The following is a 21,825-nucleotide window of genomic DNA, read 5'->3' on the forward strand; positions in this document are numbered from 1 at the left end:
CATGGTGGCATTGCAGCAGCGCACGATCGATGCGATTCGTGGCCAGGAAGGCGGCTTGTTGTCGGCATGGCTGGGCTCCAGCCTGACCGCCGATGCGCGCATTTCGCACAAGGATGCACAGGCGCAGGGCGCCGACTTTCTGCGTCTGCTGGCGGCTTCGTTGAAGGACGGCGGCAGCAGCCTGGACAGTGCCGAATGGAGCGAAGTGCGCCGGTTCCTGGAGAACCTTTCGCGTGACCGCGCCACCCGTGGTTTCGATTCGCAGGAAACCGCCAACTTCATCTTCTCGCTCAAGCGCGCGTTGTTTGAACTGGTGCAGCGCGAATATGCCGATATCCCGGAAGAACTTGGCCATCAGCTGTGGGCGCTGTCCGAGTTGATGGACGCGCTGGGCCTGCACACCATCAAGGCGTTCCAGAAAACCCGCGAAGACATCATTGCGCGCCAGCAGGAAGAGATGCTGGAACTATCCACCCCGGTGGTGAAGCTGTGGGAAGGCGTGCTGGCGCTGCCGATGATCGGCACGCTGGATTCGCAGCGCACCCAGGTGGTGATGGAATCGCTGCTGCAGCGCATTGTCGATACCGGTTCGGAGATCGCCATCATCGACATCACCGGCGTGCCCACCGTGGACACCCTGGTTGCCCAGCACCTGCTCAAGACCGTTACCGCCATCCGCCTGATGGGCGCCGATGCGATCATCAGCGGCGTGCGCCCACAGATTGCGCAGACCATCGTGCATCTGGGCCTGGACCTGCAGGGCATCGTGACCAAGGCCAACCTGGCCGATGCGTTGGCGTTGGCGCTCAAGCGCACCGGCGTGACCGTGAGCAAGGCGGGCTGACATGGAGCGCATCCCGATCCTGCGGATGGGTGATCTGTTGCTGGTCACCATCCAGGTGGACATGCACGACCAGCTGGCGCTGACCCTGCAGGAAGACCTGTCGAAAAAGATCAGCGCCACCTCCGCGCGCGGCGTGTTGATCGACATCTCCGCGCTGGACATCGTCGACTCCTTCATCGGCCGCATGATCAGCACCATCTCCGGGCTGGCGGCGATCATGGATGCCAAGACCGTGGTGGTGGGCATGCAGCCGGCGGTGGCGATCACGCTGGTTGAGCTGGGGTTGACCCTGCCCACCGTGCGCACCGCCTTGAATGTCGAACGCGGCATGCGGCTGCTGCAGCAACCCGTGCTCGATCCATGAGCACGCCGGCTGGCTCGCAACCGGTGCGTACCGAGCAGGACGTGGTGATGGCGCGGCAGACCGTGCGCAAGCTGGTGGTGCAATGCGGCCTGCGCCTGGTCGACCAGACCAAGCTGGTCACCGCGGCCAGCGAACTGGCGCGCAATACCGTGATCTACGGCGGCGGCGGCGACATGGACTGGGCGCTGGTGGAGAGCGGCATCCGCAAGGGCGTGCAGCTGACCTTCCGCGACGAAGGACCGGGCATCCCCAATCTGGACCTGGCGCTGACCGACGGCTGGACCTCCGGCAGCGGCCTGGGCCTGGGCCTGTCCGGCAGCCGTCGGCTAGTGGACGATTTCGTGCTGGACAGCGCGCCCGGCAAGGGCACGCGGATCACCATCACCAAATGGAAGTGACGTTTGCAGGTGCGCCGACCCGGTCGATTCGTCTAGACGACGCAAGCCAGGTCGGGCAGGCACGCCGCGAAGCGGTGGCCCTGGCGCAGGCATTGGCGCTGGATGAGGCCAGCTGTGGGCGCGTGGCGCTGGTGGCCACCGAGTTGGCCACCAATGTGCTCAAGCATGGGCGTGGCGGCTGCGTGCAGCTGTCGCCGGTGGCCGGGCGCGCCGCCATTGGCGTGGAGTTGTGCACGCTCGACAACGGCCCGGGATTTGCGCTTGCGCAGTGCCTGCGCGATGGCTATTCCACCTCCGGCACGCCGGGCACCGGGCTGGGCGCGATCCACCGCCAGGCGCAGCTGCTGGATGCCTATTCGGACGCGAAGGGCGCCATCGTGGTGGCGCGCGTGTTTGCGCAGCAAGGCGCTGACCAGGACCTGGCGTACGGCGCGCTGCGTGTGCCGATCCACAACGAAACCGTGTGCGGCGATGCCTGGCATCTGGAGATCCGCGAGGCGCGTGCCACGGTAACGGTGATCGACGGGCTGGGCCACGGCGCCGGTGCAGCGGAGGCGGCAGACGCCGGCACCCGCGCGGCCGCGGCAGCCACCGGCGAGCCCGGCGAGCGGGTCACGCGCTTGCATGCCGCCATGTCCGGCACGCGTGGCGGCGCGGTGGCGGTGGCGCAGTTCGATAGCCGCAGCGGGCAGGTCCGCTTTGCCGGGGTGGGCAATATCGCGGCCGCGCTCTGCGACGGCGATGGCGTGCGCGGCATACCATCGCATCCGGGCATCGTGGGCGTGCAGTTCCGCAAGGCGCAGCCATTCGATTTTCCACAGGCCACCGGCAAGCTGCTGGTGATGCACAGCGACGGGCTGCAATCACGCTGGAATCTGCGCGATCATCCGGGTCTGCTGTCGCGCCATCCGCGCATCATCGCCGCACTGCTGGTGCGCGATCACGACCGCGGCCGCGACGATTGCAGCGTGTTTGTCATGCGCTTGGGAGGCATGTCATGAGTCACTCAAATGAGGTTCCCGCCATCGACGCAATGGCCGAGCTGGAGAGCTTGCGCCAGCAGAATCAGGCGCTGCGCGAGGAACTGGACGAAACCAATCAGGGCGTGCTGGCGCTGTATGCCGAGCTGGATCAGCAGGCTGAGCAATTGCGCGATGTGTCCGAGCTCAAGAGCCGGTTTCTGTCTTACATGAGCCACGAATTCCGCACGCCGCTGGGCTCGATCCTGAGTATCACCCGGCTGCTGGAAGACGGCATGGACGGCCCGCTCAACGCCGAGCAGCTCAAGCAGGTGCGCTTTGTCAGCGCGTCCACGCGCGAGCTCAGCGAAATGGTGGACGACCTGCTGGACCTGGCCAAGATCGAAGCCGGGCGGGTCACCATCTCGCCGGGCTGGTTCGATCTGATGGATCTGTTTGCGGCCTTGCGCGGCATGTTCCGCCCGCTCACCGACGCCAACCGCACCACCTTGATCTTCGAAGATCCGCCGGTGTTGCCGATGCTCTACACCGACGACAAGAAGCTGGCGCAGATCCTGCGCAACTTCATTTCCAACGCGCTCAAGTTCACCCCGCAAGGCCATGTGCGCGTGTTCGCGCAACTGCAGGGCGACACCCACGTGCGCTTCAGCGTGCAGGACACCGGCATTGGTATCCCGGCCGAACTGCACGACGCACTGTTCGAGGATTTCGTGCAGGTGGATTCGCCACTGCAGAAGCGCCTCACCGGCACCGGACTGGGCCTTTCGATCTGCAAGCGCTTTGCCGAGTTGCTGGGCGGCACCGTGGGCATCCACAGCGTGGTCGGGCAGGGCTCGGAATTTTTTGTGGTATTGCCGGTGACGCTGGCGCCGCAGCAGGAGGATGGTCTTGCCTAGCAGTCATCGGATTCTGGTGGTGGACGACAACGCGGTGACCCGCTATTCGGTGCGGCGCGTGCTCGAACACCACCAGTTCGTGGTCGAAGAAGCCGGCACCGGTGGCGAGGGGCTGGTGCGCCTGGCCGCCGAAGCATTCGCCGCCGTCGTGCTGGACGTCAACCTGCCGGACATGAGTGGCTTCGACATCGTGCGCACGCTGCGCGCCGAGCCGCGTACCGCGCTGCTGCCGGTGGTGCACGTGTCGGCGGCCTCGATTGCCACCGGTGACATGATCACCGGCCTGGACGCTGGCGCCGATGCCTACCTGATCCATCCGGTCGACCCCAACGTGCTGGTCGCCACCTTGCGCACGCTGCTGCGCGCGCGCAATGCCGAAGAAGCGCTGCGGCTCAGCGAGGCGCGCTTTCGCGAAATCTTCGAGCACATCGGCGCGCCGATCGCGGTGGTCGATGCGCAGCTGCATACGCAGGAGGCCAATGCGGCGTTTCAGCGGCTGATTGGCAGCGCCACCCCGTGCGAGGCGATCAACGTGCCCGGCCTGGACCAGTGCGCCACCGTGCAGGCCTTGACCGCCGCACTGGGCCGGCGCGAGCGCTGGAGCGGGACCTTGTCGATCCTGCGCGATGGCGTGGTGCGCGAGACCGAGTGGCGGGTGTCGCCGTACCGCGAACCGGACCTGGGCCTGCTGTTTGTCGAAGACGTCACCGAGCAACGCCTGCGCGAGCGCGAGCAACGCCAGGAACTGGATACCGCCACCTCCGAGCTGGCGCATCAGATTGCCGAGCGCCAGCGCACCGAAATCCAGCTGTTGCAGGCGCAAAAGATGGAAGCGCTGGGCAAGCTCACCGGCGGCATCGCGCACGACTTCAACAACCTGCTCACCAGCATCATTTCCGGCCTGGACATGATCCAGCTGGCGGTGGAGTCCAACCGTATCGAGCGCGTGCCACGGCTGGCGGAAATCGCTACCGGCTCGGCCCACCGCGCTGCTGCGCTGACCCAGCGCATGCTGGCGTTTGCACGCAAGCAGTCGCTGGATGCGCAGCCGTTCGACGTCAATGCGCGGGTGCGCTCGCTGGAAGACATGCTGCGCCGTTCGATCGGCGAAAACATCGCGCTGGAACTGCAGCTGGCGGAGGCGCCACTGGTGGCAATCGCCGATGCCAATCAACTGGAAAACGTGGTGCTCAACCTGGTCATCAACGCACGCGATGCGCTGCAGGGCCACGGCACCATCCGCATCCAGAGCGCGCCGCACATCGCCTACAACGACCCGGAGCTGGAGGACGGCGACTATGTCGCGGTGAACGTGATCGACGACGGCAGCGGCATCGATCCGGCGATTTTGAGCCAGGTGTTCGAACCGTTCTTCACCACCAAACCGATCGGCGAGGGCACCGGGCTGGGCTTGTCGATGACCTACGGGTTTGCGCGCCAGTCCGGCGGCACCGCACGCATCACCAGCACGCTGGGTAGCGGCACCACGGTGGCCTTGTTGTTGCCGCGCGGGCTGACGGTGGGCGAGGCATTGCCACCGCCGCCGCCGAATGCGCCGCGTGGGCGCTCGCAGCGCATCTTGCTGGTGGACGACACCGATGTGGTGCGCATGATGGTGAGCGAGGTGCTCAGCGATGCCGGGTACCACGTGATCGAGGCCGAAAACGCCGATGGCGCGCTCGCGCAGCTGCGCGCCGATGCACACATCGACATGGTGGTGTCCGACGTCGGCCTGCCCGGCATGAACGGGCGCGACATGGCCGATGTGGCGCGTGATCTGCGCCCCGGGTTGCCGATCCTGTTCATCACCGGCTACGCCGAAAATGCGGCCACCCGGCAGGAATTCCTCGCCGAGGGCATGGCGTTGCTGCCCAAGCCCTTCAGCCTCAACGACCTCCTCAATACCGTCAGCCGCATGCTGGGCTGACGGCAGCGCTGCGCTGCGTGTGTTGATGCATCGATGACGCGCCATGCCTGCCGCCGAGAACGGCAGCACGCCGGCACTACGGCTTACGGCCTGTAGGCGTACGGGCCGAAGGTGGCGCCAAGAAAGCCGCCGGCGGTTTCGGTGCTGAGCAGGCTGGCGTCGCCGTGTTCAAGCAAGGTCTGCCATTGCCCGTCGCCCACCGCGAAATCCACGTGCACCGTTGCCGCATCCAGCGCAACGCGCAGCTTCACCGGTTGCGTGACCGCAGGCAGCGGTATGCGCGCCAGGACCACGCCGGTGGGCGGCTCCTGCGTGCCGGCGCGGCGGTACAGCACCACCGCATTGCCGGCGGTCTCGCGCACCAGCATGGCGGCCAGGAAATGACTTTCCTTGGCGACCACCGCCAGCCCGGCTTGTTCGCCAACGGAGAGGTCGCTGCCGTCCACGCTGGCCACCAGCGTGGCGTGATGGTGCTGCAGGCGGTGGCCGAGATAGGCGGGCTGGCCCGCGCCTTCGGTGCCCAGCGCGATGGTCGACGGGGTGATGCGCAGGCCGGTCGGGCCGGTGGCAAACCACGGCTGGCGTGGCGGGTGGATGGTCATCCACTGCATCGGCACGCGCGCGCCATCGAAGCGCTCGCTCCAGTGCATCGGCCCGCTGGTCGGCGTGGCCTGCGTGCCGGCCGGCAGCGGTGGGCGCGTGGCCACCGACGGGATCGCCTTGCCATGCGGCAACACCAGCGGCCAGCCATCGCGCCATTGCACCGGCAGCAGGAAGGTTTCGCGGCCCAGGGTGTAGTGGTTGCCGCGGTACGGGCGGGTGGCCAGAAACACCGCCCACCAGCTGCCATCGGCAAGTTCCACGAACTGCGCATGGCCAGCGGACGTGATCGGGGCCGGGCGCGCCGGGTCGAGGTCGCGCTGGGTCAACACCGGATTGCCCGACCACGGCTCGTAGGGGCCGGCGATCTGGCGGCTGCGGTAGATCATCTGCGCGTGCTGCTCACCGGTGCCGCCTTCGGCCGCGGTGAGGTAGTAGTAGCCGTCACGCCGGAACAGATGCGGGCCTTCGATGTGCTCGGGATTGCTGGCCGGCTGGAAGCCGGAGTCGACGATCACCTGGCGCGGGCCGATCAGCTTCATGCGTTGCAGATCCAGTTGCTGCAACCAGATGGCGCGGTGGCCGTCGTAGCGCAACTTGCCGGCCGGCACATCGTTGTTGACCAGCCAGGCGCTGCCGTCGTCGTCGAAGAACAGCGACGGGTCGATGCCCTTGGCGTCCAGCCAGATCGGATCCGACCATGGCCCGGCCGGGTCCTTGGCGGTGATCAGGAAATTGCCGCGATCGCAGTAGAAACAGGTGTTGGCGATGTAGAACGTGCCGTCATGGTGGCTGATGCTGGCGGCGAACAGGCCGCGGGTGAGCGCGTCGTTGCCGTAGTTGATCTGGCCGGGGCGATCGATGGCATTGCCGACCTGGGTCCAGTGCACCAGATCGCTGCTCTTGAACACCGGCAGGCCCGGGAAATACCCGAAGCTGGAAGTGACCAGATAAAAGTCCTTGCCGACGCGGATCGCCGATGGGTCCGGATAGAAGCCGGCCAGCACCGGATTGCGGTACTGCGCGTCAGTGGGCACCGCGCCGCCGTCATCGCCCTGGTAGTCCACCTGGGTGACCAACGCCGTGCCGGCCATTGCCATCTGGCAGGCCATGGCTAGCGCCATGCCACACATCCATCGCAGTCGTCTCACAGCATTTCCCCCTGGTAGCGCGGCGCCTTGGACGGTGTGCCGGCGCGCTGCCAAGCATGACAGCCCGCCCGCAGCGCCGGCATGACGGTTTGCCATGCCAGGCGTGCCGGCCGGAATGGCTGGAGGCGCGTACTGAGCGACGCATCGCGGCCGGCATCGCTGCCATAGAGCTGCAACATCGCTGACATATCGTGCGCGCGGCGCCACACGGCGCCTCCAACGGCTTGCGCACGCCGAACGGACGCAACCACGCGCCACCCACCCAAGGATCACCCTCGCATGTCGCTGTACTCGCCTGTTGCTTCTTCCCTGTCCTCCCTTGCCGCACGCAACGTGACGCGCTCCAGCGCCGGGCTGCAGCGCACGCCGCTGGCACGCGCCTGCGCCGCATTGCTGCTTGCATCGGTGGCCACTGGCGCGGCCGCGCAACAGGCGCCGACTAGCCAGGGCGAAGCCAGCCCGACCGCGCTGGACACGGTCACCGTCACTGCCGAGCACCGCGAACAGAACCTGCAGGAAGTGCCGGTGTCGGTGGGCGTGGTGCAGGGCGCGGCGATGCGCGAGTACACCGCCGGTGGCGACGACACGCTGTTGGCGCTGTCCGGCCGGGTGCCGGGCTTCTATGCGGAAACCACCACCGGGCGCATCTTCCCGCGCTTCTATATCCGCGGCCTGGGCAATATCGACTTCTATCTCGGCGCTTCGCAGCCGGTGTCGATCATCCAGGACGACGTGGTGCTGGAGCACGTGGTGCTCAAGTCCAACCCCGTCTACGACGTGGACCAGGTGGAAGTGCTGCGCGGCCCGCAGGGCACCTTGTTCGGCCGCAATACCACGGCCGGCATCGTCAAGTTCGACACCGTCAAACCCAGCGATACCTACACCGGGCGCGTCAACGCCAGCTACGGCAGCTACAACACCATCTCGCTGGATGGCGGCTTCGGCGGGCCGATCAACGATGTGCTGTCGTTCCGCGTGTCGGCGTTGTACCAGCACCGCGACGATTGGGTGGACAACACCTTCGCCGGCAGCAGCGCCGACGGCACGCGCACGCCGCGCAAGGACGCGATGGGCGGCTACAACGACCGCAACGCGCGCCTGCAGCTGCTGCTCAAGCCCAGCGAGGAATTCTCGGTGCTGGCATCCGCACACACGCGCGATTACGACGGTACCTCCACGTTGTTCCTGCGCAACGCGGTGACCCGGGGCAGCGACAAGGTGGATGTGCCGCGCGACCGCGTGGCCTACGACGAAGCGCACGACAACCCGCAGGCGTACAAGACCGATGGCGGCTCGATCAAGGCGGTGTACGACTTCGGCGGCGTGTCGCTCACCTCCATCAGCGCCTACGAAACCACCTCCGGCTACAGCCGTGGCGACACCGATGGCGGCGCGGCGGCCAATTATCCGGTCAACGGTGTGCCGAACGGCTTCGGCCAGTCGATGGGGCAGATCCGCGACCTCGACCAGTACACCCAGGAATTGCGCCTGGCCAGCGTGGGCGATGACGCGCTGCAGTGGCAGGTGGGCGGGTTCTATTTCGATGGCCGCGACACCACCGATTTCTACCAGCGCGCCTATTTCCTGCAGACCGCCGCCCGGAACCCCAACAACTGGGTGCGCCTGCGCAACACCAATACTTCATGGGCCGGCTTCGGTCAGCTCAGCTACAAGGCCACCGATGCGCTCACGCTGACCGCCGGCATTCGCCAGACCAAGGACACCAAGGAAACCCGCCTGCTCAAGACCGCCGACACCGCTGCCGGCGCGGTCACCTACCGCGGCCGCCGCGACGTGCGCCTGTCCGACACCCAGCCCAGCTGGGACCTGAGCGCGATGTACGAACTCAACCCCGACCTGAGCGTGTATGCGCGCGTGGCCCGCGGCTTCCGCGGCCCCACCATCCAGGGCCGCAGCGCGGTGTTCAACTCGGACTTCACCACCGCCGATTCGGAAACCATCCTGTCCTGGGAAGCGGGCATCAAAAGCAGCCTGTTCGACAACCGCCTGCGCCTGAATGTCAGTGGCTTCACCTACACGGTGGACGACATCCAGCTCAACGGCAACGACGCCGACGGCAATGGCGTGCTGTTCAATGCCGACAAGGCCAAGGCCTACGGCCTGGAAGCGGACCTGGATTGGCGCCCGATCTCCAACCTGTCGCTGACCGCCGGCCTGAGCCTGCTGCACAGCGAAATCCAGGACAAGCGCGTGTATGCGCAGGCCTGTGCGCTCAACGGCGTGGTGGTGTGCACGGTCAACGACCCCACCATCCGCGTGGGCGCCAACACCTTCGCGCAGATCGATGGCAACCCGCTGCCCAACGCGCCCAAGTACAACCTCAACCTGGCCGCGCGCTACGACATTCCGGTGGGCAATGACGGCGCGTTCTTCGTGTCCACCGACTGGAACAAGCAGGGCGAAACCAGCTTCGTGCTGTACGACTCCACCGAATTCCGCGCCGACGGTAACTTCGAGGGCGGTCTCAAGCTGGGCTACACCGGTGGCTATGGCGCGTGGGAAGTGGCGGCATTTGCGCGCAACATCACCAACGAAAAGAACGTCAAGGGCGTGATCGAGAACTACATGGCCGCGGTCTACAACGAGCCGCGCATTGTGGGCGTGTCGGTCAACGTCAACTGGCAGTAAGCGAAAGCGTTAGCGCTGTAAGCAGAGCGGCGGCCACGAGCCGCCGCTCTGCGTTCAAACGGTTTGCAGCGTTCAAACGGTTTGCAGCGTTCAAACGGTTTGCAGCGTTCAAACGGCTTGCAGCGTTCAAACGGCTTGCAGCGTTCAAACGGTTTGCAGCGTGCAGGCGTCTCATCGTGCAACCTGCGCGTGGATCAACCACTGCTGCCAGTTGGCCGGCCGCTGATCGACCTCATGGCCTGACGCGCGCATGTGTCGGATGCCGCATGCACACACTGCAGGCGGCACGCATCCGCATGCACAGACTCAGTGGCTGGAAAGCACCGAACGCGCCCAGGCGATGATCTGTGTGCTGCCCATGGCGCCGGACTGGCGGGCCAGTTCCTTGCCGTTACGCAGGATCAGCAGGGTGGGGATGCTGCGGATTCCAAACCGCGTGCCCAGCACCGGATGCAGATCGGTGTCCACCTTGGCCAGGCGCAGCTGCGGCTCCAGGCTGGCGGCGGCCGCGGCAAACTGCGGCGCCATGCTCAGGCACGGCCCGCACCACGGGGCCCAGAAATCCACAAGCAGCGGCAGTTCGCTACGTACCGCATGTTTATCGAAATCCGCCGACGACAGCGCCACCGGCGTGCCCAGGAACAAGGCGGTATGGCAGCTGCCACACTTGGGCGCATCGCGCAGCCGCGAGGGCGGCAGCCGGTTCATTGCGGCGCAGCTGGGGCAGGCCACCAGTAGCGGTGTATCGGTCATCAAGGCTCTCCAGTGGGTACGCGCATTTGCCCGGCACGGCGTGTGCGGCAACGGCTTGCAATGCAGTACACGCAGGCTGGTCAGTGTAATGCGCGCACCGCTGCAGCCTTGTGCAGGGCGGGTGGATGCACTGCCACTGGCGAATGCATCCACCCGTAGTTGCCGCGCAATGCGCTCAGCGGGCCGCCTTGCCCAGCGTGACGACCGGCACGAAGCCGCCGTAGATCATGCGCCTGCCGTCGAACGGCATCGGGTTGTTCTCCGGATCCATGCGCGGGTCATCCATCATCTTCTGCATGCCGGCATCGCGGGTGGCCTTGTCCGGCCATTCGATCCAGGAAAACACCACGGTTTCGTCCACGCTGGCTTCCACGGCGCGGTAGAAGTCGGTCTGCTTTCCATGGGCCACATCGTCGCCCCAGCATTCCACCACCCGCAGCGCGCCATGCTCCAGGCAGATCGCGTCGCCGGTACGGGCGTGTTCGAGAAACTTCTCTTTGTTGGCAGTGGGCACAGCAAGCACAAACCCATCGATATACGACATGACAACCTCCGTTGGCAGGACGCACGGCGTGCGTCTGTAAATCACGACGAATGAAGCCTGCAAAAATCGACATCGGAGACTGCGCGCGGCACTGCGTTGCACCGTGCGGATGGGGTTGCTTGCTGCTCTCCGTGCTGCCCAAGCCGCCAGGGCAGTCGCCAACAGCACCGCAGACCGGTGTCAGGCAGCCAGGTTGCGCCGGCGCAGTTTGGCCTCGAACACCACGTCGCCGTCTTCGTTGCGTGCCTGCAAGGTGCCGCCATGCGCCTTGACGAACTGATCAGCGATGAACAACCCCAACCCCAGCCCCTGGCTGGCATGGAAGCTGGCCTTGAACGGCTCGAACAACCGCGGCATCAAGGTGTCGGGAATGTGGCCGGTGTTGCGCACCGACAGCCGCAGGGTGTCGTGTTCACGGCCATCCAGGTGCACCTGCACCGGGTGACGACCACCATGCAGCACCGCATTGCCGACCAGGTTGGACACCACCTGCGCCAGGCGGTCGCCATCGCCATCGCCGTCCAGGTCGCCTTCGGTGCGCAACTCGATCGGCGTGTGCGGATTGGCCTGCGCCACTTCGCCCACCACGCTGTGCGCCACCTCGCCCAGGTTGCATGGGCCGAACTGCATCGACAGCCCGTCGGTACGCAGGCGCGAGAAATCCAGCAATTGTTCGACCATGCGCGCCATGCGCCGCGCGCTGTTTTCCAGATGCTCCAGTGTGCGCGCGGCCGAGCCGTCTTCGGGCACGTCCAGGCCGAGCTTGTCCGCGCACAGCAGAATCACCGACAGCGGCGTGCGCAGGTCGTGGGTGAGCACGGCCATCATGGTTTCGTTGAGCGTGAGCGCGCGTTCGAGCGAGGCATTGCGCGCCTTGAGCAGGCGCCGCTGCTGGTACAACTCGATGAACACGTTGACCTTGCTCAGGATCACGTGCGGCTCGATCGGCTTGTGCAGGAAATCCACCGCGCCGGTCTCATAGCCCTGAAACGCACGCATCGGGTCGTTCGGCGAGGCGGTCAAAAAGATGATCGGCACATGCCGGCAGCGCTGCGAGCCGCGCATCAGCTCGGCCAGCGAAAAGCCGTCCATTTCCGGCATGTGCACATCCAGCAATGCCAGCGCCACATCGTGTTCGAGCAGCAGCTCCAGCGCCTGCGCACCGGAGGCCGCGCACAGCACCTGGATGCCTTCGCGTTGCAGCAGCGCTTCCATGGCCACCAAGTTCTGCGGCACATCGTCGACGATCAGGATCTTGGCGGGTTCGTCGCTGCGGGCGGCGGCGCTGGTCGCGGTGAGGTTCATGCGTGAAAGGCTTCCAGTCGGCTGCAGATCGCCTGCAGGGTGAGCACCGCATCGGCGCCGGCATGGGCGAGGGCGGAGGCGGGCATCAGGGGAGAGGCGGCATCGTCGGGGCGCTGGATCCAGGCGCTTCCGCCGGCAGTGCGCACCGCAGCCACGCCGGCACTGCCGTCGCTGCTGGCACCGGTGAGCAGGATCGCGAGCAGCCGCTGGCCGAACACATCGGCAGCCGATTCGAACAACGGGTCGATCGCCGGGCGCGAGAACAACACCGGTGCATCCATCGACAACGCCAGGCTGTCACGGCCTTCCACCAGCAGGTGATAGTCCGGCGGCGCGATGGTCACCGTGCCGGGCTGCAGCGGTTGTTTGTCGATGGCTTCGCGCACCGGCAGCGCGCAGCGCGCATCCAGCAGCTCGGCCACCTGGCTGGGGCGGTCGCGCGGCAAATGCAGCACCACCAGAACCGGCATCGGCAGCGTGGCCGGCAGGCCGGACAACAGCGTCTGCAAGGCCATCACGCCACCGGCGGAAGCGCCGATCACGATGGCATCGAATTCCAGATACTGCGGCGTGGCCGGGCTCATGCGGCCTTCCGGTACAACCGCTGCTCGCGCGCACAGGTTTCGAAGGCCTGTGCATGGGCGCCGAACTGCAGCGACTCCTTGCTGCCCAGCCCAAGGAAGCCACGGTGCACCAGCGCATCGTAGAACAGGCCCACCGCGCGATCCTGCAGGCCGCGGTTGAAATAGATCAGCACGTTGCGGCACGACACCAGATGCACTTCGGAGAACACCGTGTCGGTGGCCAGGCTGTGATCGGCAAACACGATATTGCGCTTGAGCCGGCGGTCGAACACCGCGCCGTCGTAGGCGGTGGTGTAGTAGTCCGACAACGAACCGCGGCCGCCGGCGTCCAGATAGTTGCGGCTGAACTGGGCAATACGGTCGATACCATAGGCACCGGCCTCGGCCATGTTCAGTGCTTCGGGATTGATGTCGGTGGCGTAGATCACCGCGCGCTCCAGCAGGCCTTCTTCGTGCAGCAGGATCGCCAGCGACCAGACTTCTTCGCCGGTGCTGCAGCCGGCCACCCACAGCTTGATCGACGGATAGGTGCGCAACACCGGTACGGCGTGTTCGCGCAATACCCGAAAATACGCCGGGTCGCGAAACATTTCCGAGACCTGCACGGTAAAGAACTGCATTGCCTGGGCAAAGGTGTCCGGCTCGTGCAGCAAGCGGTGCTGCAGATCGGCCACGCGCGCGCAGTCGAAGCGGCCCATGGCGTGGCGCATGCGCCGGCGCAACGACGACACCGCGTAATCGCGGAAATCGTAGTGGTAGCGCTGGTAGACCGCTTCCAGCAGTACGCGCAGCTCCAGGTCGAACAGCTCCACCGCAGTCATTGCCGCGAGCACCACACCCGGCACAGCGACACCAGCTTGTCCACGTCGATGGGCTTGGCGATGTAGTCGTTGGCGCCGGCCTGCAGGCAGTGTTCGCGGTCGTCGACCATCGCCTTGGCGGTCAGGGCGATGATCGGCAGGTCTTGCCACTGGCGGTTGGCGCGGATCTGGCGCATCGCGGTGATGCCATCCATCTCCGGCATCATGATGTCCATCAGCACTAGGTCCACCTCGTGCTTGGCCAGGTGCTCCAGCGCCTCGCGGCCGTTGCGGGCGATCTGCAGGGTGACGCCCAGTGGTTCGAGCACGCTGGACAGCGCGAAGATGTTGCGCACGTCGTCTTCGGCCAGCAACACGGTGGCGCCATCGAGTACCGCATCGCGGCGGCGCGCTTCGCGCAGCAGGCGCTGCTGGTCGCTGGGCAGCGAGGCTTCCACGCTATGCAGGAACAAGGTCACTTCATCGAGCAGGCGCTCGGGCGAACGCACGCCCTTGATGATGATGCTCTTGGAATAGCGGCGCAGGCGTTGTTCTTCGTCGCGGGTGAGCGCACGGCCGGTGTAGACGATCACCGGCGGGAAGGCCACCGCATCGTTGCCGGCCATGCGTTCGAGCAGGTCGTAGCCGCTGCCGTCGGGCAGGGCCAGGTCGGTGACCATGCAATCGAATGTGGCGCTGCCCAGTTGGTCCATCGCCTCGGCAATGGTGCCGACCGCGACGATCTCCAGCTGATCGCGCGCCAGCAGCAGTTCCAGGTTGGCGCGCAGGGCGCTGTCGTCTTCCACGATCAACAGGCGGCGCAGTGCGCGGGCGTTGGTTTCTTCCAGCTGGCGGATCGCCCCGGCGAGCAATTCGCGGGTGGCCGGCTTGATCAGGTAGCCCACCGCACCCAGCTCCAGCGCAATCTGGCTGCGCTCCAGCGCCGAGACCACATGCACAGGGATGTGGCGGGTGGCCGGGTTGCGCTTGAGCCGCTCCAGCACGCTCAAACCGGAGGCATCGGGCAGTCCGATATCGAGCAGGATGCCGCTGGGGCGCAGTTCGGCGGCCAGCCGCAGGGCTTCTTCGGCATTGGGCGCCACCACGCAATCGAAATCGAGCTCGTGCGCCAGGTCGACCAGGGCCTGCGCAAAGCGGGTTTCATCTTCCACCGCCAGGATCAAGCGGCCGGGGCGAGTGCGCTGATCGCGGTCATCGTCGGCACGCACGCTCTGTGCCGCGTTGCTGGCAGGCGTTGTTACCGGCGCAGCACTGGTCGCGGCGGACGTGCGCGCTGCAAAGAACTGCGCGGTGTCGCTGTGCGGGGTGGGCGCGAGGTGCGTGGCCGGTGCAGCAGCCGGGGCAGCTGCGTCGGCCGGTGCGCCGTCCACGGGCAGTTCCAGGGTGAAGCAGCTGCCACGTCCGGGCTCGCTGTCCACGCTGATGCTGCCGCCCATGCGCAACGCCAGATCGCGCGAGATCGACAAACCCAGCCCGGTGCCGCCATAGCGCCGGCGGGTGCTGCCATCGGCCTGGCGGAATGCTTCGAAGATCACCTCGCTCTGCTCGCGCGCAATGCCGATGCCGGTATCGCACACCACAAAGCGCACGCGCCCGTTGCCGTGCGATTGCACCGCCAGACTGACCTGGCCGTGCTCGGTGAACTTGATCGCATTGGCCAGCAGGTTCTTGAGGATCTGCTGCAGGCGCTGGTTGTCGACCACCAATTGGGTCGGTGCGGCGGCGTCGGCGCTGATCTCCAGCTGCAGGCCTTTCTGCCGCGCCAGTGGTTCGAAGGTGTCGCGCAGGCGCTGCACTACCGAGCTCATCGCCACGGTGTCGTCCGACAATTCCACATGCCCGGCTTCGATCTTGGACAGGTCCAGGATGTCGTTGATCAGCGCCAGCAGGTCGTTGTTGGACGAATGAATCGCCTGCGCGTACTTCACCTGCTCGGCGGTGAGCGTGTGGTCCTTGTTGTCGGCCAGCAGCTTGGCCAGGATCAGCGAGCTGTTGAGCGGGGTGCGCAACTCGTGCGACATGTTGGCCAGGAATTCGGACTTGTAGCGCGACGCGGTGGACAGCTCGTTGCTGTTGCGCACCAGTTGCCCCTGTGCCACCAGCAAGGCCTGTTTTTGCGCCTCCAGTGCCTGGGTGCGCTCTTCCAGCTGCACGTTGGTCTGTTCCAGCTCGGCCTGCTGCTGTTCCAGATCGCTCTGCGACTGCTGCAGGCTGCGACTCTGTTCTTCCAGTTCCTCATTGGCCACGCGCAGTTCTTCCTGCTGCGTCTGCAATTCTTCGCTCTGCCGCTGGGTTTCTTCCAGCAGGCTCACCAATTGGGCGCGCAGCAGCGCGGTGCGCAAGGCAACGCCGATGTTCTCGCCGCAGCGGGCGAGCAGCTCTTCTTCGCGTGTGGCGGCCGTGCCCGGCGCACCGGTGCGGCCCAGCTCGACGATGCCGATGATGCGGCCGTCGGCGGTGACCGGCGCCAGCAGCAATTCCTGGCAATCGCTCTTGCCCAGGCTCGAGGTAATCTGCAGGTGCCCGGCATCCACGCCACGCACGCGGCGCACGCTGCCGCGCTGCAGGGTTTCGCCCAGCTGGCCGAGGTTGGTGGGCAGGGTGCTCGGCACGTCCTCGGCCAGCGCGGCGCCGCCGGTCAGGCGCAGGCGCTCGCCTTCCAGCCGGTACAGCGCGCCGACCTGCGCCTGCAGCGTGTCGCACAGGGCGCGCACGGCGGCATCGGCCAGCGCTTCCGGGCTCTGGTCGCCGCGCAGACTCGCTTCGACGGTGTTTTCGGCTTGCTGCAGCCACAGCGCGGTTTCGGCTTGGCGGCGCGCGCGGATCGCCTGCATCACCACCAGCGCCATGGCCAGGAACGAGATGCCGCCGATGCTGCGGTTGACCGAGGAGAAACTCGAGTTGGTGCTGGACGGGGCCAGGTGGAAACCGATTGCCAGCAACACGCACGACAGCACGCCCACCACCAGCGGCACGCGCACATGGTTCTGGAACACGGTGACGCCGACGGCGACAAAGTAGGTGAGCCACACCGCGTACCCCAGCGGCGTGACCAGTTCCACCCCCAACGTGCCGGCCATCAACCCTGCTGCGATCACCCAGATCCAGCGGTCGCGCGAGGTCGTGATGTTCTGCATGAAGGTGTGAACCAAACTGGGAGGGCGGTCATGGTAGCCGATAAAATTCACACGCAAATCGCCGGTTTTTTGACGGATTTACAGCCGTGTTGGCTTGCACATTGCCTTCACGGCCCCGTCACTATGGTCGCGCGCTTTTCCGGGGGAAACCGCGCGATGGATGCGGAAACGGCCGTGGACAGCGTTGGGCCGCTTTCTTACGACAGCCGGCAGTGCCATCTGTTGGTGCAGAGCGTGTCCGACTACGCGATCTATCTGCTGGATACCGCGGGCGTTGTGCGTAGCTGGAATCCCGGTGGCGAGCGCATCAAGGGTTACCGCGCCGACGAAGTGCTCGGCACGCATTTCTCGCGGTTCTATCTGCCCGAAGACGCCGAGCGTGGCGAGCCCGCGCGCTCGCTGGACACGGCGTTGCGCGAAGGACGCTTTTCCGCCGAGGGCTGGCGCCTGCGCAAGGATGGCAGCCGCTTCCGGGCCAGCGTGGTGATCGAGCCGGTGCGCGAGCATGGCGTGCTGATCGGCTTTGCCAAGGTCACCCGCGACATCACCGAGCGCCATGAAGCCCAGCAGTTGCTCCAGCACGCGCAGCAGGCGTTGCTGCAATCGCAGAAAGTCGAAGCGCTGGGACGCCTGACACTGGGCCTGGCGCACGATTTCAACAACCTGCTGACGGTGATGGTGACCAGCCTGGACCTGATCGCGCTGCGCGCCGGCGAGGATGCACGCACGCGCATGCTGGTGGAGGCCGCGCAGACCGCGGTGGATCGTGGCACCTTGCTGACCCGGCAGTTGCTCGCCTTCGCCCGTGGACAACGGTTGGTGCCCGAGCGCCACGCACCCGCGGCGGTGGTGGAGCGCTCGCTCGAATTGCTGCGGCGCGCCTGCCCGGCCGGCATCAGCCTGCGCGTGGACTTTGCCGATGCGCTGCCCGATGTGCGCGTGGACCCCGGCCAACTGGAGGCAGCCTTGCTCAACCTGGTGTTCAACAGCTGCGATGCGATGCCTGCCGGCGGCAGCATCGTGCTGTCTGCGTCCATGCAACAGCGCACACCGCTGGACGACCCGCACGGCCCCGCGCGCGCCTATGTCGGCATCGCCGTCAGCGACACGGGCCCGGGCATGTCTGCGCAGGTGGCGCAGCGTGCCAGCGAGCCGTTCTTTACCACCAAGGAAGTCGGCAAGGGCTCCGGCCTGGGCTTGAGCCAGGTGCACGGGTTTGCCGCGCAATCCGGCGGCTTTGTCGATCTGCAGACCGCGCCCGGCCGCGGTACCACCGTGACCCTGTTGCTCCCGGCGATTCTGGAGGCCGAGCATGACTGATTCCCTGCGCTTGCTGATGGTCGAAGATCAACAGGAACTGCGTGATCTCATCGGCGAAGCGCTGCGCGACGCCGGCATCACCGTCGATACCGCCGACGATGGCCACAGCGCGCTGCGCATGCTGCGCGAGAAAGGCCCCTACGACGTGGTGTTCAGCGACATCCGCATGCCCAACGGCATGTCCGGTATCGAACTGAGCGAACAGGTGAGCCAGTTGCTGCCGCAGGCACGCATCATCCTGGCCTCGGGCTTTGCCAAGGCACAGTTGCCGCCGCTGCCGGCCCAGGTGGATTTCCTGCCCAAACCCTATCGCCTGCGCCAGCTGATCGGCCTGTTGAAGGGCGAAGGCGGCTGAGTCGCCTTACTGCTCAGAGCAGCTATCAAAACGACTGCGCAGCCGCCAGGCGGGCGCGGCCGGTGCTCGGAATCGGCATGTATCCACGTACACTCCGGTTCCTCCGCGCCGTCCGCAACCACCTGACGGCTACTCGTTACGTTTTGTTAGCCGCTCTTAGTCTGCATCGCCGCGTGCGTAGCGATGCAGATAAGGGGTGCGCTGCCGGCGCTCAACGGCTCTGGTAGTAGACCTTGTCGATGGCGATCTCCACCGGGTTTGCCGGCGGGTCGGCCACCAGCATGAACATCTGTTTGACCGATTGCAGATCCAGATCGTAGAAGGCACTGAAGGGGATGCTCACCTCGTGCCATACGCCATCGCGCACCAGGCCGTACTGGTTGCCGCCCGGTACGAAGTCCACCCAACTGTCGCCAAAGCTGGTGTTGATGCCGATCTTGAAGGTCGACGGCGTGGTGGTCTTCAGATGCAACTTGAGTGAGCCGCCCGCGTAGTTGCGCATGTCACGGTAGTCGGTCTGGATGCCCAGTCCATACCAGGCGCCGGCATTGGCGCGGTAGGCCATCACGTTGCCGCCTTCGAACGGTGTCTGCGCAATCGGGCTGAGGTTGTTCCACAGATACAGCTGCGCGTCCTGGCCGAAGGTGAGCCGCGCAGCGGTGTCGGTCTGATCAGTGAACACACCAAAGCGGCCGGCCGGCGCGGTGTGTTGTGCGCCCACATAGAGCGACGCACCGGGGTTCTGATACAGCCGCAGGTAATCCACTTCCATCTTGCCCGGCAGCGGCGCGGTCACACCGCCCGGCGTGTTGATGCCGGTGAAGATGCCGCCGACAGCCAGATTGAGCAGCAGGTAATGCTGCTGATGGAATTCGTGCAGCGAGGCGCCTTCGATATTGGAGATCGCAAATTCGAAGTACTGCTGGCCGTCGATGCTCATACGGATGACGTTCGGGTCCCAGGTCATCCGGTACACGTGGAAGTCGTTGTGCAGGTCCACCGGGTGGGTGTAGCTGGTGTCGTAGTCGGCCTGCGCTCCGTTGTAGTCCCAGTGCACGGCCGCGCCGATGCGGCGATTGGCGGTGCCGTTGGCGATTGCCGCGGCCATGCCGGCTTCCATCAGATCGATCTCGCCGCGGCCGGGCCACACGCCGATGGTGCCGAGCATCCAGTACGCCGGCCACAGCCCGTTGCCGACCACCGGCGTCTTGATGCGTGCTTCCAGCGTGCCGTACTTGAAGTGCATGCGGCCCTCGGTCTTGAGCCGCGCCGACGTGAACGGCATGCCTTGAAACGCTTCGCGGCGCGCTTCGATCACCAACCGCCCGTTTTCGATGCGCGCGTTCTCGGGCCGGCTGGTGTAGTACTGCATCTCGCCGTTGCCCCAGCCGCAGAGGCCGATCTGGCAGCCATTGCCCACGTCATAGGTCCACGTGTTGCCGTCGATGGCGGGGCCGTTGAAATTGTCTTCCCACACCAGTGTTTGTGCGCGCAGCTGCGGGGTGAGCGCTGCACAGGCGGTTCCCAGTAGCACGGCGACCTGCACAGCAACATTGCATCGCATGTTCATTGCCTCTCTCTCCGAAACGAACCCGGGTTCGTGGAGGGGCGACGCTGCGCAGCAGGTGGTACAGAGTCAAAGCAATTTGCGGTTGTAGTTCAGTTCCGTGGATTTCATTCCGGAATCATTGCAGCCAGCCATGACGGCGGTCGCAAACCGGCCTGGCGCGATGCTGCGCGGCAGCACCTGCCTGCGGTGGCAAACCCGGCGGCTGCCGGCAGCCACAGGTGGCGCAGCTCAGCGCGGCGGATGCACGGTCCACGCCACCAGTTGGACGACCAATGGGCGCACCACCAGTACACAGCAAAATGCAGTGGGCATGGCGATGCGGTAGGCATCCAACACGCGCCACAGGTAACCGGCAGCCAGGCCGGTGTTGGCGCCGGTGATCACCAGGCACATCAGCAGCGCCATGATCGCGGCCATGTAGAACGCGAATACGAACGGGGTGGCGCGCACGCCCAGCTTCCAGCGAGCACGGGCTACGGCGGTGGGGGGGGATGACATGCGGTGGCCTCGGGTGGAGTGCGGCGGAGCGGCCACTGTAGAAGCGGCTCACCCGGGCCGGTAGATCGCGTAGCCTTGTGGCTTACGTAAGTAAATCTTACGAATCCATTGGTAACACTGGCTGGGCATATGAACATTCTTCAGTCCATTCGTAGTTTCGTCAGCACGGTGGATGCCGGCAGCATCGCCGGCGGCGCCAAGCGCCTGGGTGTGAGCCCGGCCGCGGTGAGCCAGAACATCGCGCGCCTGGAGCAGCACCTGGGCGTGCGCCTGCTGCACCGGACCACGCGCAGCCTGGCACTGACCGAGCGCGGCGCGCTGTACGTGGAGCAGGTGCGGCAGATCGAACGCGACCTGGAGCGCGCGCGGCAACTGGTGGCTGGCCCGCAGCAGGCCCCGGCCGGCCGCCTGCGCGTGGCCAGCACCGCCGCCTTCGCGCGGCATGTGCTGGCGCCGATGTTGCCGTCACTGCGGCAGCGCTACCCGCGGCTGGAGATCGAACTGCTGTGCACCGACCGGGTGGTGCAACACGCGCAGGAAAGCGTGGATGTGAGCCTGCGCATCGAAGCCCAACTCGAGGACGGCCTGGTGGCGCGCCACATCGCCGATGTGCCGTTCGTGGTGTGTGCAGCGCCGGCGTATCTGCAGCGCTGCGGCGCGCCGCAGACGCCGGACGAGCTGAAATATCACGACTGCCTGCTGCTGCGTTATCCAGTGGATGGGCGCTACCTGCGCTGGAATTTCATCCGCGATGGCGTGCGCTTCCAGCCCGACCTCGGCCGTGCGCTGGTCAGCGACGATGTCGACGCACTGGCCGCGATGGCCGCGGCCGGCGGCGGCATCACGCGGCTGGCCGCGTTCGTGGTGCAGCCGTATCTGCTGCGCGGACAACTGCAGCCGCTGTTCGTTTCCGGCACTGGCGGCACGGCCACGCCATTTGCGCTGGAGCCGTTGCGGCTGTACCTGTGCGTGGCAGACCGGCACGACTTCACCCCCAAGGTGCGCGCCTTCATGGAGCACGTGCTGGAGCGGCTGCCGGACGACTGGCGGATTTCGCTGCCCGCGTTACGCGAAACACCTGCGCTCCCGACCGACGCGGAGTCATCCACATAAGTCGTCAAAGAGCGAT

General features: G+C 66.0%; 19 protein-coding genes and 1 other RNA gene. 11 read left to right on the forward strand and 9 right to left on the reverse strand.

Annotated elements, in window-relative coordinates; genetic code table 11:
- Nucleotide 1: 1 nt before the first annotated feature.
- The 6 genes from QRM89_RS18895 to QRM89_RS18920 are packed head-to-tail and all read left to right on the forward strand — an operon-like array spanning nucleotide 2 to nucleotide 5,409.
- Nucleotides 2–844, forward strand: coding sequence for an STAS domain-containing protein (locus QRM89_RS18895; RefSeq protein WP_119960014.1), 843 nt, complete (start codon nucleotides 2–4; stop codon nucleotides 842–844).
- A 1-nt stretch (nucleotide 845) separates the two neighbouring features.
- Nucleotides 846–1,208 carry an STAS domain-containing protein gene (locus QRM89_RS18900; protein WP_285448699.1) on the forward strand — a complete coding sequence of 121 codons (363 nt, stop codon included), beginning with the start codon at nucleotides 846–848 and terminating at the stop codon, nucleotides 1,206–1,208.
- Complete coding sequence (locus QRM89_RS18905) at nucleotides 1,205–1,606, forward strand: anti-sigma regulatory factor (protein ID WP_011036370.1); 402 nt, start codon at nucleotides 1,205–1,207, stop codon at nucleotides 1,604–1,606. The genes QRM89_RS18900 and QRM89_RS18905 overlap by 4 nt, the downstream gene beginning before the upstream one ends.
- Nucleotides 1,597–2,607, forward strand: a complete 1,011-nt coding sequence (locus tag QRM89_RS18910; protein WP_285448700.1) for an ATP-binding protein — start codon at nucleotides 1,597–1,599, stop codon at nucleotides 2,605–2,607. The genes QRM89_RS18905 and QRM89_RS18910 overlap by 10 nt, the downstream gene beginning before the upstream one ends.
- Nucleotides 2,604–3,482, forward strand: a complete 879-nt coding sequence (locus QRM89_RS18915) for an ATP-binding protein (RefSeq protein WP_285448701.1) — start codon at nucleotides 2,604–2,606, stop codon at nucleotides 3,480–3,482. The genes QRM89_RS18910 and QRM89_RS18915 overlap by 4 nt, the downstream gene beginning before the upstream one ends.
- Nucleotides 3,475–5,409 carry a response regulator gene (locus QRM89_RS18920; protein ID WP_285448702.1) on the forward strand — a complete coding sequence of 645 codons (1,935 nt, stop codon included), beginning with the start codon at nucleotides 3,475–3,477 and terminating at the stop codon, nucleotides 5,407–5,409. Before QRM89_RS18915 ends, QRM89_RS18920 begins: the two co-directional genes overlap by 8 nt.
- 83 nt (nucleotides 5,410–5,492) lie before the next feature.
- Here QRM89_RS18920 and QRM89_RS18925 read toward each other — a convergent pair whose 3' ends face one another.
- A complete protein-coding gene (locus tag QRM89_RS18925) occupies nucleotides 5,493–7,142 on the reverse strand; it encodes a glycoside hydrolase family 43 protein (RefSeq protein ID WP_225041314.1) in 1,650 nt (549 codons plus the stop codon).
- A 297-nt stretch (nucleotides 7,143–7,439) separates the two neighbouring features.
- On the opposite strand from QRM89_RS18925, the gene QRM89_RS18930 reads away from it, so the two are divergent.
- Nucleotides 7,440–9,809 (forward strand): TonB-dependent receptor, encoded by a 2,370-nt coding sequence (locus QRM89_RS18930; RefSeq protein ID WP_285448703.1) that lies wholly within the window; start codon nucleotides 7,440–7,442, stop codon nucleotides 9,807–9,809.
- Between the two features lie 306 nt (nucleotides 9,810–10,115).
- Here the strand turns inward: QRM89_RS18930 and trxC are convergent, their stop codons facing one another.
- The 6 genes from trxC to QRM89_RS18960 form a co-directional block, all read right to left on the reverse strand.
- Entirely contained in the window at nucleotides 10,116–10,562 is a 447-nt protein-coding gene (trxC, locus tag QRM89_RS18935; RefSeq protein ID WP_011036377.1) for a thioredoxin TrxC, read from the reverse strand.
- 175 nt (nucleotides 10,563–10,737) lie between these two features.
- Nucleotides 10,738–11,106 carry a DUF1428 domain-containing protein gene (locus QRM89_RS18940; RefSeq protein ID WP_285448704.1) on the reverse strand — a complete coding sequence of 123 codons (369 nt, stop codon included), beginning with the start codon at nucleotides 11,104–11,106 and terminating at the stop codon, nucleotides 10,738–10,740.
- Between the two features lie 180 nt (nucleotides 11,107–11,286).
- Nucleotides 11,287–12,411, reverse strand: a complete 1,125-nt coding sequence (locus tag QRM89_RS18945; RefSeq protein ID WP_285448705.1) for a hybrid sensor histidine kinase/response regulator — start codon at nucleotides 12,409–12,411, stop codon at nucleotides 11,287–11,289.
- Nucleotides 12,408–12,995 (reverse strand): chemotaxis protein CheB, encoded by a 588-nt coding sequence (locus QRM89_RS18950; protein ID WP_011036380.1) that lies wholly within the window; start codon nucleotides 12,993–12,995, stop codon nucleotides 12,408–12,410. The genes QRM89_RS18945 and QRM89_RS18950 overlap by 4 nt, the downstream gene beginning before the upstream one ends.
- On the reverse strand, nucleotides 12,992–13,840 hold the full coding sequence (locus QRM89_RS18955; RefSeq protein WP_192885994.1) for a CheR family methyltransferase: 849 nt from the start codon (nucleotides 13,838–13,840) through the stop codon (nucleotides 12,992–12,994). The genes QRM89_RS18950 and QRM89_RS18955 overlap by 4 nt, the downstream gene beginning before the upstream one ends.
- On the reverse strand, nucleotides 13,813–16,953 hold the full coding sequence (locus QRM89_RS18960; protein ID WP_285448706.1) for a response regulator: 3,141 nt from the start codon (nucleotides 16,951–16,953) through the stop codon (nucleotides 13,813–13,815). Before QRM89_RS18960 ends, QRM89_RS18955 begins: the two co-directional genes overlap by 28 nt.
- Before the next feature lie 156 nt (nucleotides 16,954–17,109).
- Between QRM89_RS18960 and QRM89_RS18965 the strand changes: the two genes are divergently transcribed.
- The 3 genes from QRM89_RS18965 to QRM89_RS18975 all read left to right on the forward strand — a co-directional run bounded on the left by QRM89_RS18965 (nucleotide 17,110) and on the right by QRM89_RS18975 (nucleotide 18,780).
- Nucleotides 17,110–18,273, forward strand: coding sequence for a PAS domain S-box protein (locus QRM89_RS18965; RefSeq protein WP_285448707.1), 1,164 nt, complete (start codon nucleotides 17,110–17,112; stop codon nucleotides 18,271–18,273).
- Nucleotides 18,266–18,628, forward strand: a complete 363-nt coding sequence (locus tag QRM89_RS18970; protein ID WP_103702511.1) for a response regulator — start codon at nucleotides 18,266–18,268, stop codon at nucleotides 18,626–18,628. Before QRM89_RS18965 ends, QRM89_RS18970 begins: the two co-directional genes overlap by 8 nt.
- 77 nt (nucleotides 18,629–18,705) lie before the next feature.
- Nucleotides 18,706–18,780: non-coding RNA, sX9 sRNA (locus QRM89_RS18975), on the forward strand.
- A gap of 59 nt (nucleotides 18,781–18,839) precedes the next feature.
- Here the strand turns inward: QRM89_RS18975 and QRM89_RS18980 are convergent.
- Both QRM89_RS18980 and QRM89_RS18985 read right to left on the reverse strand, forming a co-directional pair.
- Nucleotides 18,840–20,198, reverse strand: a complete 1,359-nt coding sequence (locus QRM89_RS18980) for a glycoside hydrolase family 16 protein (protein WP_285448708.1) — start codon at nucleotides 20,196–20,198, stop codon at nucleotides 18,840–18,842.
- A 228-nt stretch (nucleotides 20,199–20,426) separates the two neighbouring features.
- Entirely contained in the window at nucleotides 20,427–20,696 is a 270-nt protein-coding gene (locus QRM89_RS18985) for a DUF2798 domain-containing protein (RefSeq protein WP_285448709.1), read from the reverse strand.
- A 129-nt stretch (nucleotides 20,697–20,825) separates the two neighbouring features.
- Between QRM89_RS18985 and QRM89_RS18990 the strand changes: the two genes are divergently transcribed.
- Complete coding sequence (locus QRM89_RS18990; RefSeq protein ID WP_285448710.1) at nucleotides 20,826–21,809, forward strand: LysR family transcriptional regulator; 984 nt, start codon at nucleotides 20,826–20,828, stop codon at nucleotides 21,807–21,809.
- Nucleotides 21,810–21,825: the final 16 nt, after the last annotated feature.

Origin of the sequence: Xanthomonas sp. LMC-A-07, from assembly GCF_030208825.1 — a bacterium.
Taxonomy (GTDB): domain Bacteria; phylum Pseudomonadota; class Gammaproteobacteria; order Xanthomonadales; family Xanthomonadaceae; genus Xanthomonas; species Xanthomonas campestris.

Bases quoted from the DNA above. Each gene is read 5' to 3' on its own strand.
- QRM89_RS18900 (WP_285448699.1), top strand. From the start codon at position 846: ATGGAGCGCATCCCGATCCTGCGGATGGGTGATCTGTTGCTGGTCACC.
- QRM89_RS18990 (WP_285448710.1), top strand. From the start codon at position 20,826: ATGAACATTCTTCAGTCCATTCGTAGTTTCGTCAGCACGGTGGATGCC.
- QRM89_RS18970 (WP_103702511.1), top strand. From the start codon at position 18,266: ATGACTGATTCCCTGCGCTTGCTGATGGTCGAAGATCAACAGGAACTG.
- QRM89_RS18930 (WP_285448703.1), top strand. From the start codon at position 7,440: ATGTCGCTGTACTCGCCTGTTGCTTCTTCCCTGTCCTCCCTTGCCGCA.
- QRM89_RS18945 (WP_285448705.1), bottom strand. From the start codon at position 12,411: ATGAACCTCACCGCGACCAGCGCCGCCGCCCGCAGCGACGAACCCGCC.
- QRM89_RS18925 (WP_225041314.1), bottom strand. From the start codon at position 7,142: ATGTGTGGCATGGCGCTAGCCATGGCCTGCCAGATGGCAATGGCCGGC.
- QRM89_RS18940 (WP_285448704.1), bottom strand. From the start codon at position 11,106: ATGTCGTATATCGATGGGTTTGTGCTTGCTGTGCCCACTGCCAACAAA.
- QRM89_RS18915 (WP_285448701.1), top strand. From the start codon at position 2,604: ATGAGTCACTCAAATGAGGTTCCCGCCATCGACGCAATGGCCGAGCTG.
- trxC (WP_011036377.1), bottom strand. From the start codon at position 10,562: ATGACCGATACACCGCTACTGGTGGCCTGCCCCAGCTGCGCCGCAATG.
- QRM89_RS18960 (WP_285448706.1), bottom strand. From the start codon at position 16,953: ATGCAGAACATCACGACCTCGCGCGACCGCTGGATCTGGGTGATCGCA.
- QRM89_RS18905 (WP_011036370.1), top strand. From the start codon at position 1,205: ATGAGCACGCCGGCTGGCTCGCAACCGGTGCGTACCGAGCAGGACGTG.
- QRM89_RS18985 (WP_285448709.1), bottom strand. From the start codon at position 20,696: ATGTCATCCCCCCCCACCGCCGTAGCCCGTGCTCGCTGGAAGCTGGGC.
- QRM89_RS18965 (WP_285448707.1), top strand. From the start codon at position 17,110: ATGGATGCGGAAACGGCCGTGGACAGCGTTGGGCCGCTTTCTTACGAC.
- QRM89_RS18980 (WP_285448708.1), bottom strand. From the start codon at position 20,198: ATGAACATGCGATGCAATGTTGCTGTGCAGGTCGCCGTGCTACTGGGA.
- QRM89_RS18895 (WP_119960014.1), top strand. From the start codon at position 2: ATGGTGGCATTGCAGCAGCGCACGATCGATGCGATTCGTGGCCAGGAA.
- QRM89_RS18950 (WP_011036380.1), bottom strand. From the start codon at position 12,995: ATGAGCCCGGCCACGCCGCAGTATCTGGAATTCGATGCCATCGTGATC.
- QRM89_RS18910 (WP_285448700.1), top strand. From the start codon at position 1,597: ATGGAAGTGACGTTTGCAGGTGCGCCGACCCGGTCGATTCGTCTAGAC.